Raw genomic sequence first — 12,442 nt, 5'->3', positions numbered from 1 at the left:
TGGTCAGCCCTGCTCGGGTTCGGTGACGAAATCCACGAGACGTTCGACCGCGCCGATCAGCGGTGCCTCGAGATCCCGGAACGAGGAGACCGCGCCGTAGACGCGGCGCCAGCCGTCCTGCGGTGTTCCCCAGCCCAGTTCGTCGCACACCCCGGTCTTCCAGTCCCGGCCGCGCGGCACCGCCGGCCACGCCGCGATGCCCAGCGCCTTCGGCCGTACCGCCTCCCACACGTCGATGTACGGGTGGCCGGTGACCATGACGTGCGGTCCGAGGTTCGCGGTGAGGCGTTCCTCCTTGGATCCCGCGACGAGATGGTCGGCGAGCACCCCGATCCGGCGGCCCGGTCCCGGTTCGAACTCGGCGAGCCGTTCGGCGAGGTTGTCGAGACCCTCCAGTTGCTCGACCACCACACCCTCGACCCGCAGGTCGTGACCCCACACACGTTCGACGAGCGCGGCGTCGTGCACGCCCTCGACCCAGATCCGGCTGCCGCGCGCGACCCGGGCCTTCAGTCCCTCGACGCGGGTCGAGCCGGACGCGGACCGCGTCGGTGTCTGCGCGGCGGGGCGCGCCTTCGGACGGACCAGGGTGACGGGGCGGCCGTCGACGAGGAACGCGGCGGGTCGCATCGCGAACAGGCGGGTCCGGCGCTGCCCGTCCTCGAGGCGCACGAAGTCGCCGTCGTAGGTGCGTTCGAAACCCACGACCGCCCCGCACCAGCCGGAGGCGGCATCCTCGACGACGAGATCCTTCTCGGCCGCCATCTCGGGGACCGTCGGTTTGCGGGAGCGGGTGTGGCCGGCGTAGATGTCGCCGCCGTACATGTCGCGTGGGCTCACGTCCGACGACGTTAGGACACCGCGTCGCGCCGTGGGGGCTGCCACGCCGGGATGCCGCTGTGACGTGGCGCCGTATGCTGTGCCGATGAGTTCCGCCAGCCTGAGCCTGACGTTGTGGGCGGGCGTGTGGCTGTCCGGCGACGCCGCGCCCGACGAGGTGATCGATGCCCTGCACGCGTGGGCACCACTGCACCTGGTGTTCGCGCACGACGACGCGGCCGCATCGGCTGCGGGGCTCCCCGGTACCGGGCCCGCGACGGGCGCCGCGGCGCTGCTGACGGCGGTCCGTCGCGCCGATCCGGCCGACACCGCCGGACTCCGGCTCGTGCTGCCCGCACCCGGCGACGTCGGCGGGCTGCCGGCCGGGACCGCGTTCGCGGCTGCGGCGCTCGCTGCCGGCGAGGGCGTGCTGGCCGGGGCGCCCGGTACGCCGGGCATCGGCCTGGTCCCGGCTGTGGAAGGTCCGGATGTGTTGCGCTGGACCGTGTTCGCGGTGCCGGCACTGCCGGACGCCCCGGCACATCCCGGCCTCGGCGAGGCCGAGTTCGCGATGCGGGAGGCGGTGCGTGACGCTGCGGCCACGCTGACGGGGATCCCGACCGTCGGCACCGACGGTCGCCGCACCGATCCGCGCGCGGAGATCGCCGAAGCGATCGCCGAGCAGGCCCGGCACCGCTATCCGGAGAGTCTTCCGGATCGCGCCGTGCGAATCCTCGACTCGGCCGATCAGGTGTCGGCGATCCTCACCGTCGCAGCTCGGGGCGCCGGACTGCAGGCCGGATCCGTCTCGGCGGCGACGGGCCGCGAGGAGGCTCTGCGCCCGCTGCTGGCGGCGGTGCGGGCGGCCCGGCTCGGCGCGGTGGCCGCGGCACTCGACGCGGGTCGTCGGAGTCGTCGGAGTCGTCGGACCACCGGCGGCTGACGGGCGGCTCCGCCGCCCCTGCGCCTTTGTGGCGCCTCCAACCGCCACAACGACACACCGGGCCGAAGGCCACGGGTCAGCCGGTGCGACGCGCGGTCAGCAGCAGGTACTCCCAGTCCATCGCTCCCCCGCCCAGGTCGTGGCTGCGGGCCAGGTCGGCCAGCTCGCGGTCGAGCGCGGCGACGCGGTCGGGTTCGTCGGCGATCGCGCGGTAGACCGCGATGGTCGGCCCGTAGGTGGCCTTGAAGAAGTCCCGGAATTCGTCGCCGGTGGCGAAGCGATCGACCCGCAACATCGCCGTGCGTGCCTCCACGCCGGTGACCCGTTCACCGAGCAGCGATCGCACGTGGGACTCGTCTCCCCACAGCGGCGGCGGCTGCGCTCCCGGCGGGGGCGGTGGTGCATACGGTTTCATGGTGGCGAACATCCGGCCGATGAAGCCGCCGGGAGTCCAGCTGAGCAGGCCGATCCGCCCGCCGGGCCGGGTGACCCGGACCAGTTCGTCCGCCGAGACCTGGTGGTGGGGCGCGAACATCACGCCGACGCACGAGAGCACCACGTCGAAACTCGCGTCGTCGAACGGCAATGCCTCGGCATCGGCCTCCTGCCAGGTCAGAGCGGTGCCTGCCGCCGCGGCGTCGCGGCGGCCCACCTCGAACAGTTCGGGTGTCAGATCCGACGCGACCACGGTGGCACCGGTGAGCGCCGCGGGAATCGCGGCGTTGCCCGATCCGGCCGCCACGTCCAGGACCCGGTCCCCGGCGCGGACGTCGCACGCGGACACCAGGATCGGGCCGAGTGCCCGAATCACCTCGGTGGCCACCGCCGGGTAGTCGCCGAGCGCCCACATCGCCCGGTGCCTGGCCTTCAACGCACGATCGCCGGTGGGTGCTGTCGTCGATTCGCTCATGGTGTTCCGGTGCGCACGCTCCGGGTGCGGAAGGGCGGGGGCACCGGCCTCCTTTCTCCAGCTCCGGGATGCGTCCCGATTCGTGATCCGAGGAGGCGATCGGGCCGTAGGTCGACTGTAGGAACGGGCACTGCTCCGATTCCAGTACTGGATCTGTACCGCAGGTCCGGTGGTGCCCCGGACGTCGCGTTCACCGCGTGTCACCGGTGGCGACGGCCTAGCATTCGACCATGGGCTCGTCGTATCGACAGTTCTGCCCCGTCGCCAAGGCGATGGAACTGTTCGACGAACGATGGACGCTGCTCCTGGTACGCGAACTGGTGCTGGGCAGCGAACGTTTCAACGACCTGCGCCGGGGACTCCCGCGGATGTCGCCGTCACTGCTGTCCACCCGGCTGCATCAGCTGACCGCCGCCGGCATCGTCCAGCGGGTCACCGACGGGCGCGACATCCGCTACGTGCTCACCCCAGCGGGACGGGACCTCGAGGCGGTGGTGGAGACGCTCGGCGCCTGGGGATCGCGATGGACGGGACGGCTCGGCGACGAGGATCTCGATCCGAAGCTGCTGATGTGGGACATGCACCGCAACGTCGACCGGTCCGCGATCCCGCTCGAGCAGGTGGTGGTGCGATTCGCGTTCACCGACGCACCACTCGGGTCGCGGTCGTGGTGGCTGGTCATCACCGCGGACGAGGTCGATGTCTGCGACCTGGACCCCGGTTTCGACGTGTCCGTGGAGGTTACCGCGGACCTGCGGGCACTCACCGAGATCTGGCGGGGCGAACAGCGGTGGCCGGACGCGTTGCGTTCGGGGACCGTGGTGATCGACGGCCCGGTCATGTTGCGCCGGACGCTGCCGGGCTGGTTCGTCTCGCCGCTCGCCGCGAAGTCCGGCGGCTGACCCGGAGTCAGCGGGCGGGACGGGACGGCCGCGCGGGCGGCCGGCAGCATTCGACCGCGCACAACGTGCCGTTGCGACCGACGCCGAACAGCGGTTCGGTACCGAGCCGCTCGGCCTCTCGACCGACCGTGACTTCCTCGACGAGGGCGCGCACGAGCTGCGGGAAGCGGGCGTCGGCGCCGGCCGTCGCGGCCCGCACGAACGCCATGCCGAGCTCGTCGGCCTTCTGCTCCGCTTCGGTATCGAGGTCCCAGACGACCTCGAGATGGTCGGACACGAAACCCACCGGAACCACGACCACGGCGGTCACGCCGCGCGCGTGCAGCGCGTCGAGGTGATCGACGATGTCCGGTTCCAGCCACGGCACCTGCGGCGGCCCGGACCGGGACTGCCACACCAGATCGTGGTCGGCGACGCCGGCCGCTGCGGCGACGAGGCGGGCCGCCTCGGCGACCTGCCGGCTGTAGAGGTGACCGTCGCCGTCCGCGGGTCCGCCGGTGCGATCCGCGGACAGCGGGATCGAATGGGCGGTGAAGACCACCCGCGCGGTGTCGCGCACCTCGGCCGGCAGTTCGGCGCGGGCGACCCGGAGGGCGTCGGCGACGGCACCGACGAACAGCGGATGGTCGTAGAACTGGCGCAGTTTCGTCAGTGTGGGACCGTCCGGGACAGTGGCACGGGCACGCGCGATGTCCTCGTGGTACTGGCGGCAGCCCGAGTAGCCGCCCCACGCCGAGGTCGGGAACACCAGGGCGTTGGCGACGCCGTCGTCGCGCATCGCGGCGACGGTGTCCTCGATCATCGGATGCCAGTTGCGGTTGCCGAAGTACACCGGCAGCGTGATGCCGGCAGCGGCGAACTCCGTGTCGATCCGGGTGATCAGATCCCGGTTCAGGGCGTTGATCGGCGAGACACCCCCGAAGTGCAGGTAGTGCTGCACCACCTCGTCGAGCCGCTCCGGGGGCACGCCGCGACCGCGGGTGACGTTCTCGAGGAACGGGCGTACGTCCTCGGGGCGTTCGGGACCACCGAACGACAGCAGCAGCAGCGCGTCGTACGGCTCGGGGGTGTTCGCCATGATCGGTCCTCCGCTCAGGCGCCGAAGCCGACCTGCGAGTGGAAACCGCCGTCGACGTAGACGATCGAGCCGGTGGTGCCCGGCAGCCAGTCCGACAGCACGGTGCACACGGTCTTGGCGACGGGGGTCGGGTCGTCGACGTTCCAGCCGATGGGCGACGCCGCCGACCAGCCCTCGTTGAGGCGGTTCATCTCGGCGCCCGGCCCGGTCGCGTCACCGGCGATGGCCTTCGCGGCGAGAGTCTTGATGGGCCCGGCGGCGACCAGGTTGGAGCGGATACCGCGGCCGCCGACCTCCTTGGCGACGTACCGGTTGACGGACTCGAGGGTCGCCTTGGACACACCCATCCAGTTGTAGAACGGCATCGCGCGTGACGGATCGAAGTCCATGCCGACGATCGACGCGTTGTCGTTGAGCACCGGCAGCAAGGCCTTGGCGAGCGCGGCGTACGAGTAGGCCGACACCTCCAACGCCACAGCGATGTCGGACCAGGGCGCGTCCAGGAACGGGCTGCCCAGACCGGAGCGCGGCGCGAACGCGATCGAATGCACGACGCCGTCGATGCCCTCCGGGGCGAGTTCGCGGACCTTGTCGGCGAGCCCGGCGAGGTGATCGGCATCCTGCACGTTCAGTTCGATCACGGGCGGCACCGGCTGCGGGAGCCGCTGCGCGATCCGGTCGATCAGCCGCAACCGGTCGAAGCCGGTGATGATCACCTTCGCGCCCTGTTCCTGCGCGACCTTCGCGGTGTGGAACGCGATCGACGAGTCGGTGATGATCCCCGTGACGAGAATGGTCTTGCCCTCGAGCAGTCCGCTCATGAGTGTGTCGGTCCTCCAGTGAGTGTCGGATACGGTCGCGGCGCTCGGCGCCGACGGTGACATCGCGGCGCTCGGCGCCGACGGTGACATCGCGGCGCCCGGCGCCGACGGTGAGGTCAGTGCCCCATGCCCATGCCGCCGTCGACGGGGATGACCGCGCCGGAGACGTAGGCCGAATCCTCGGACGCGAGGAAGCTGACGACGGCAGCGACGTCCTCGGGGCTGCCGAGACGCTGCAGCGGGATGAACTTCTTCGCGGTGTCGCGCAGGTCGTCGGACAGCTCGGCGGTCATGTCGGTTTCGATGAAGCCGGGTGCGACGACGTTCGCGGTGATCGACCTCGAGCCGAGTTCGCGAGTGACCGATCGGGCCAGGCCGATGACGCCGGCCTTGGACGAGGCGTAGTTGATCTGCCCGGCCTGCCCGCCCATGCCGACGACGGACCCGAGGAAGATCATCCGGCCCCAGCGACCGCGCAGCATTGCGCGGTTGGCGCGCTTGGCGCACCGGAACGCGCCGGTGAGGTTGGCGTCGAGGACCTTCGTGAACTGGTCCTCGGTCATGCGCATCAGCAGCGTGTCGTCGGTGATGCCCGCGTTGGCGACGAGCACCTCGACCGGCCCCTGATGCTCTTCGACCTCCTTGAACGCGGCATCGACGGAATCGCTGTCGGTGACATCGCAGACGACGCCGAACAACCCGTCGGGTACACCGGAACCGCGGTGGGTGACGGCGACCTTGTGGCCGTCGGCCTGCAGGCGCCGGGCGACGGCCAGGCCGATGCCGCGGTTTCCTCCGGTGACGAGAACCGAGCGTGGGGTCTCGGCGGGGCGGGACGGGCCGGCGGGAGTGGAAACGTCTGTCGGTGCGTCGGTCATGGTGTCGAACCCTATCTGGTGGTCGATCGAGATCCGACGGGACCTCGAGGGGAAACGGGGAGCGTCAGGGCAGCCGCTGGCGCAGGACCAGCGCAACACCGAGACCCACCGCGGCGGCGAGCACACCGAGCACCAGCCACGGCCGGCTGGCGTCGCCACGGGTGGTTTCGAACCCGATCTGCTCCTCGAGCGTGTCGTAGGCGTCCTCGAGTTCCTCGAGACTGGACGCGGTGAAGAACGCTCCGCCGGACAGGTTCGCGATCTCCTTGAGCGACGGGTCGTCGACGGGGACCGGGATCCGTTCGTCCTCGATCGTCACCGTGCCGTATTCGGTGCCGAAGGAGATCGTCGACACCGGGATGCCCTTGTCGGCGGCCTGCCGTGCGGCGGTGAATCCGCCACGGGGATCGTCGGGACTTTCGGGCACGGTCTGTTTGCCGTCGGAGAGCAGCACGATCCGCGCGGGGGGCGCCTGATCGCCGCCACCGAGAACCGCGGCGAGGGTGTCGATGGATTGCATCGCAGTGAAGATCGCCTCGCCGGTCGCGGTGCGTTCGCTGAGGGTGAGCTGATCGATCGCCGACTTGGTGGCCTCACGGTTCGTGGTCGGCGACACCAGCACCGACGCGGTGCCGGAGAACGCGACCAGACCCAGGTTGATCCCCGGCGTCAGATCGTCGGCGAACTGCTTGGCCGCCTGTTGCGCGGCGGCGAGCCGGTTCGGCGCGACATCCGTGGCCTCCATGGACAGTGACACGTCGATGACCAGCACCACCGTCGCCCGGTTGCGCGGAACGCGTTGCTCGGCGGTCGGGCCCGCCAGCGCGACGGTGAGCAGCGCCAGCGCACACAACAGCGCGACGACCGGAATGTGCCGGGCCGCCCCGGGCCGGGCCGGCGCGACCTTCTCGAGCATCTCGAGATTACTGAAACGCAGTGCGTGTTTCTGCTTGCGGCGCTGCATCAGGATGTAGCCGGCGGCCAGTCCCGCGACGACGACGAGGAACAGCAGCCACCACGGGGACGCGAAATCGGAGAAGCTCATCGGACCCCCCTGCCCGGTGCGCCGTAACTGTGCCGGCGAGCGGCGACGAACCGGACGACGTCCTCGATCCAGTCCCGGTCGGTGCGCAGGGTCATCTGCGGGGCACCGCAGCGGCGCAGGGCCTGCTGCACGGCCGCGCGGTGCTCGGCGGCGGCCGCGGCGTAGTCGGCGCGCAACCGTTCCGTGGTGGTGAACTCGCGGGTCCGGCCGGTTTCGGGGTCGTGCAGCACGACGTCGCCCAGATCGGGGAGTTCGAGGTCGCGTGGGTCGAGCACCTCGACGGCCAGCAGGTCGTGCCTGCCGGACAGCGCCCGCAGGGACCGCTCCCAGTCGAGCGGGCCGAGGAAGTCGCTGATGACGACGACGAGGCCGCGCCGGCGCTCCGGCCGGCGCAGCGCCTCGACGGCACCGCGCAGGTCGCCCCGGGTGCCGTCGGGGGCGTGCGGGGTGGTCGCGATCGACCGCAGCATCGCCTGCGCGTGCAGGCGGCCGCCGCGCGCCGGGAAGCGCGTGGTGTCGTGGCCGGTGCTCACGACCGCACCGATGCGGTTGCCGCCGCCACTGGTCAGGTGCGCGACGGCGGCCGCCGCCGCGACCGCCAGGTCGCGTTTCTCGCAGACTCCCGTGCCGAAATCGAGACTGGCCGACAGGTCGACGGCCAGCCACGTCTCGAGTTCCCGGTCGGCGACGGATTGGCGCACGTGCGGATGCGTGGTCCGGGCAGTGACCGACCAGTCCATCTGCCGCACATCGTCACCCGGCTGGTATTCGCGGGCATCACCAGGTTCGGAGCCGGGCCCCGGGATCAGGCCGAGGTGATCACCGTGCAGCACGCCGTCGAGCCGTCGCCGCACGGTGAGCTCGAGGGTGCGCAGCGCAGCGGTCAGTGCGGGATCTCGCAACTCGCCGGACCGGAAAGTCGGCGGCGATCCGTGGGCGCGTGGGCTCACCGCTGCCCCGGACCTGCCTCGGGGCCGGCCGGGACACCCGCGGCCGGTGCCGCCGGCCCGGGAGCCGACGGGGTGGGCGCGTTGACCTGCGGGCTGACGTGCGGCAGGCCCACGGTCTGCAGGATGCGGTTGATGATCTGGTCGGCCGTGACCTCGTCTGCGAGCGCGTCGTACGAGAGCACCAGGCGGTGCCGCAACACGTCCGGGATCACGTCGAGAACGTCCTGCGGGACCACGTAGTCGCGGCCCCGCACCAGCGCCAGCGCGCGGGCCGCCGAGATGATGCCGAGGGTCGCACGGGGCGAGGCGCCGTAGGCGATCCATCCGGCGACGTCGGCGAGGCCGACCTCGGCGGGGGCACGGGTCGCGAAGATCACCCGCACCACGTAGTCGACGAGCGCGTGGTGCACGAACACGCGGCTGGCGGCGTCCTGCAGGCGCAGCAGCTCGGCGTTGTCGAGGATCTGCTTCGGTTCCGGCGCGGACACGCCCATGCGGTAAACGATCTCGCGTTCCTCCTCGACCGACGGGTAGTCGACGAGGACCTTGAACAGAAAGCGGTCGCGCTGCGCCTCGGGCAGCGGGTACACACCTTCGTTCTCGATCGGGTTCTGGGTGGCCATCACCAGGAACGGTTCCGGCATCGGGAACGTCTTGCCACCGATGGTGACGTGTCGTTCCGCCATCACCTCGAGCAGCGCGGACTGCACCTTGGCGGGCGCCCGGTTGATCTCGTCGGCGAGCACGAAGTTCGCGACCACGGGGCCGAGTTCGGTGTCGAACTCCTCACGGCCCTGCCGGTAGATGCGCGTGCCAACGAGGTCGGTGGGCACCAGGTCCGGGGTGAACTGGACGCGGGAGAACGACCCGCCGACCACCTTGGCGAACGTCTCCACGGCGAGGGTCTTGGCGACGCCCGGAACACCCTCCAGGAGCACGTGGCCCTTCGCGAGGACTCCGACGAGCATCCGTTCGACGAGCCGGTCCTGCCCGACGATGACGCGCTTGACCTCGTAGATCGCCTTCTCGAGGACACGCACGTCCGGCACCTGATCGGTCGTGGCGGGCGGCCTCGTGCCGTCCTTCGTCAGGGTCGGGGACTTCGCTCCCGTGCCCTGGGCGTTCGAGCCCTGAGTGTTCGTGCCCTGGGTGTTCGTGCCCGACGTCCCACCCTCACGTGAGGTCACCAAGAATCCACCGCTTTCGCCTAGGTCGTTCCGCTGGAGATCACATTCGGGCACCACTATTCCAGGTGTGGCGACCCGGCGCCGCCACCGTGCCGCTCGGGTGATGCGCGGACCGGCGGGCGGGCAGCGAAACGCGAGGTCACACGGCCGTCACGACACCATACGCACGACGTACGGCGTCATCCCGGACCAGCGGACCGGCGAGATCTTGACGTGCGAACCCGACTGCGGGGCCTCGAGCATCTGCCCGTCACCGAGATACAACCCGACGTGCTGGCTCGCGTTGGGTCCGTAGAAGATCATGTCGCCGCGCTTCATCTCGGCCGACGGCACCTGGGTGCCTGCGGTGTACTGATACCCGGTGTAGTGCGGCAGTGAGATCCCGATGCCGGCGAACGCGTAGATCATCAGTCCCGAGCAGTCGAACCCGACCTTGTTGTAGTCGCCGTAACTGTCGGCGACTCCACCGTCGCGGATGCCGCGGGTCGGTCCGTTCTCGTCGCCGCCTCCCCACGCGTAGGGCACACCGATCTGCGACATGGCGCGATCGATGACGGTTTCGACTGCGGCGGGGCCGGTGATCGTCGCTCGCGGAGTGGTGCGCGGCTTGGACTTGGGTGTCGACGGCGACACGGAACTCTCGCCGGTCGGGTCGCCCGGGTCCTGGTTGCCCCAGTCGCGGCCGCTGCTGCTCGGCTCGTCGCCGTCCTCGTCGCCCGTGCCGCCGTCGCTGTCCCCCTCCGACGGATTCTCGGACGTCGAATCGTCGGTCGGTAAATCCCCTGCAGCGGAATCGCCGGCCGACGAGTTCCCTGTCGTGGAATCGCCCGTCGTGGGATCCCCTGTCGAGGAGTCAGCCCCGGACGACGCGCCCGCCGCCGAATCGCTCGCCGACGGGTCGTCCTCCTCCGTTGCGTCCCGGAGTGGAGTTTCGGCGCCGGACCAGTCGCCGGGGTCGACCCGGTAGCCGTCGATCTGGGTGTGCGGACGCTGACCGTTCGCGAGCTCGGCGGCACGGGCCCGGGCCGCGGCATCCGCGGCGACTCGCTGGGTCGCCTCCACCGCGGCCTGTTGCGCTGCCGCCTCGGCGGCCGCGCGGGCCGCCTCCTCTGCCTGTCGCTGCCGGTCCCACGCTGCGTAGTCGGCGCGCTGGTTCTCGAGTCCGGCGACGTTCTGCCGGGCCGTATCCAGCTCGGTCTGCGCCGCCGCACGTTCGATCTCGATCCGCTGTTTGTCCGCAGCCTGCTGATCCAGCGCGGAACGGGCCTGCGCGATCGCGGATTCGGCGTCGATCTTGCGCTGCTCGGCTGCCTGCGACGCCGCGTCGGCCTCCTGTTTGGCCGCGCGCGCCCGCGAGTTGTTGTTGGCCTCCTCGGTGCGAGCGCGTTCGAGAGCGTCGAGCACAGCGGTGCGCCCCGACGACAGCAGTCGCATCACCTGGGCGCGATCGAGAAGGTCGTCCGGGCCGGTCGAACCGAGGAAGGACGCGAGGGACGCGGCGTTGGTGCCGCGGGTGTAGCTGCTGCGCGCGAATGCGTCGAAGTCGTTCTGGGCCTGTTCGATCCGTGCACCGGCGTCGCGGAGTGCCTGCTGCGATTGCGTGACGGCGTACGCGGCCGTGTCGGCGGCATCCCGGGCGTTCTGCAGGTCCACCAGGGCCCGGTTGACGTTCTCGCGCTTGATCGCGACCTGGTTCTCGAGTTCGGCGAGCTGCTGATCGGCGGAAGCGATGCGCACGATCAGGTCGCCGACGCGGTCGATCCCGGTATCGACGGCGGCGCCGGCTGCGGCGAGAGCATCGTCGCTCGGGTTCGGCGGTGGATTCGGTACCGCACCCACCGAGGCCGCGGTCCCCACGAGCAGTGTGACGACGAGCCCGAGCCCCAGGACCAGCCGTGGTCCGGCCGACATCGGTGTGCCGGCTCCCCCGCCCCGGCGATGTCGCCGTGACCCGGATCGTCGCGTATCCCCCCCGTGGAAACCGAAGCGCCTCACATCATTTCTCCCTCGGTGGTGTCACGGACTGAACCGATCCGCCGCGCCGAGGGAAGGACTGCACGCTGCATCGGATCGCGCGCCGCGCGATCTTTCCGCAGATCCGTTCCAGCCGCCGTGAACTGCGGTCCCACGACGGCAAGTGCGACACTCCTTCCCCAAGAGCGCCAAGGGCACCGTACGACACATCGCACCCGTTTGGCGCGACAGTCACAAATAAAGCCGCAAAAAATTGTCCGTGTCGACGAATCCGGCGCCCCGGACGCGGGGCGCAGGTGAAGGCACGCAGGGCGGAGCCCACCGCCGCGGCGGACCGGGCGGTGGGCTGGGGAATCGGGCTAGCGGAGGCCGGGCGCGGCGCTCGCGTCCTCGGCCTTGCGGCGGCGCGCGACCTTCGCGAGCGCGGTCGCACCGGCGGCGGCAGCGACGACGAGGATCAACAGGATCGTCCAGGCGGTCCATGCGGGACCGGGTTCGGTGATCGAATCGACGAAGTTGCGCGTGGAGACGACCGGGTCGCCCGTATAGGTCCGGTCCTGCGCGGCTTCGAGGGTCACCCGGTCGAGGCTGTCGCTGTAGGCGCCCACCCAGCCGGGACTGAGCACGAGCACGGTGCCGCCCTCTTCGCTCCCGACCTCGGTCGCGAGGTCGCGCAGCTGCGAATCGATCCGCGGGTTCCCGTCGACGACGACGACACGCAGGTCGATGCCGTGGTCCTGCGCCCGGTGGACCTGCTCGACGAGGGCGTCGACGCTGCCCGCGGGAGCGGAGACCTGGTCGTCGGCGAGGTCCGCCAGCACCTGGTCGAGCGAGACGCCCGGCGGGAGATCGGTGGCCGATGGCACTGGAATTCGTGGCAGTGGCGCAGACATCTCTCTCCGGTGGGGCTGGACGGGACCGGCGGCGCAGCCCCC

General features: G+C 70.9%; 12 protein-coding genes. 2 read left to right on the top strand and 10 right to left on the bottom strand.

Going from position 1 to position 12,442, the window contains the following annotated elements; all coding sequences use genetic code 11:
• Positions 1-3: 3 nt before the first annotated feature.
• Positions 4-825, bottom strand: coding sequence for a DUF3097 domain-containing protein (locus A8G15_RS07170; RefSeq protein ID WP_068157217.1), 822 nt, complete (start codon positions 823-825; stop codon positions 4-6).
• Between the two features lie 100 nt (positions 826-925).
• Here A8G15_RS07170 and A8G15_RS07165 point away from each other — a divergent pair, with 100 nt between their 5' ends.
• Complete coding sequence (locus A8G15_RS07165) at positions 926-1,762, top strand: hypothetical protein (protein WP_068157214.1); 837 nt, start codon at positions 926-928, stop codon at positions 1,760-1,762.
• Positions 1,763-1,838: 76 nt separating this feature from the next.
• Here the strand turns inward: A8G15_RS07165 and A8G15_RS07160 are convergent, their stop codons facing one another.
• The gene (locus tag A8G15_RS07160; RefSeq protein ID WP_068157211.1) at positions 1,839-2,672 is read right to left on the bottom strand and encodes a class I SAM-dependent methyltransferase; all 834 of its coding nucleotides are present in this window, start codon (positions 2,670-2,672) and stop codon (positions 1,839-1,841) included.
• Between the two features lie 230 nt (positions 2,673-2,902).
• Between A8G15_RS07160 and A8G15_RS07155 the strand changes: the two genes are divergently transcribed.
• On the top strand, positions 2,903-3,574 hold the full coding sequence (locus A8G15_RS07155; protein WP_068157207.1) for a winged helix-turn-helix transcriptional regulator: 672 nt from the start codon (positions 2,903-2,905) through the stop codon (positions 3,572-3,574).
• Positions 3,575-3,581: 7 nt separating this feature from the next.
• Here A8G15_RS07155 and A8G15_RS07150 read toward each other — a convergent pair whose 3' ends face one another.
• From A8G15_RS07150 to A8G15_RS07115, 8 genes are all read right to left on the bottom strand, one after another.
• The gene (locus tag A8G15_RS07150) at positions 3,582-4,652 is read right to left on the bottom strand and encodes a ferrochelatase (RefSeq protein ID WP_068157204.1); all 1,071 of its coding nucleotides are present in this window, start codon (positions 4,650-4,652) and stop codon (positions 3,582-3,584) included.
• A 14-nt stretch (positions 4,653-4,666) separates the two neighbouring features.
• Positions 4,667-5,473, bottom strand: coding sequence for an NADH-dependent enoyl-ACP reductase InhA (inhA, locus tag A8G15_RS07145; RefSeq protein WP_068157373.1), 807 nt, complete (start codon positions 5,471-5,473; stop codon positions 4,667-4,669).
• Positions 5,474-5,589: 116 nt separating this feature from the next.
• Positions 5,590-6,351, bottom strand: coding sequence for a 3-oxoacyl-ACP reductase FabG1 (fabG1, locus tag A8G15_RS07140; protein ID WP_068157201.1), 762 nt, complete (start codon positions 6,349-6,351; stop codon positions 5,590-5,592).
• A gap of 64 nt (positions 6,352-6,415) precedes the next feature.
• Positions 6,416-7,396 carry a VWA domain-containing protein gene (locus tag A8G15_RS07135; protein WP_068157198.1) on the bottom strand — a complete coding sequence of 327 codons (981 nt, stop codon included), beginning with the start codon at positions 7,394-7,396 and terminating at the stop codon, positions 6,416-6,418.
• Positions 7,393-8,346 (bottom strand): DUF58 domain-containing protein, encoded by a 954-nt coding sequence (locus tag A8G15_RS07130; protein ID WP_068157195.1) that lies wholly within the window; start codon positions 8,344-8,346, stop codon positions 7,393-7,395. The genes A8G15_RS07135 and A8G15_RS07130 overlap by 4 nt, the downstream gene beginning before the upstream one ends.
• Complete coding sequence (locus tag A8G15_RS07125; protein WP_082899708.1) at positions 8,343-9,533, bottom strand: AAA family ATPase; 1,191 nt, start codon at positions 9,531-9,533, stop codon at positions 8,343-8,345. The genes A8G15_RS07130 and A8G15_RS07125 overlap by 4 nt, the downstream gene beginning before the upstream one ends.
• A 150-nt stretch (positions 9,534-9,683) precedes the next feature.
• Positions 9,684-11,444, bottom strand: coding sequence for a DIP1281 family NlpC/P60 protein (locus tag A8G15_RS07120; RefSeq protein WP_068157192.1), 1,761 nt, complete (start codon positions 11,442-11,444; stop codon positions 9,684-9,686).
• A 422-nt stretch (positions 11,445-11,866) separates the two neighbouring features.
• Complete coding sequence (locus A8G15_RS07115; RefSeq protein ID WP_068157189.1) at positions 11,867-12,400, bottom strand: Rv1476 family membrane protein; 534 nt, start codon at positions 12,398-12,400, stop codon at positions 11,867-11,869.
• Positions 12,401-12,442: the final 42 nt, after the last annotated feature.

The organism is Rhodococcus phenolicus, from assembly GCF_001646785.1.
GTDB classification, from domain to species: Bacteria; Actinomycetota; Actinomycetes; order Mycobacteriales; family Mycobacteriaceae; genus Rhodococcus; species Rhodococcus phenolicus.
This window is presented reverse-complemented; position numbering and strand designations above follow the sequence as displayed.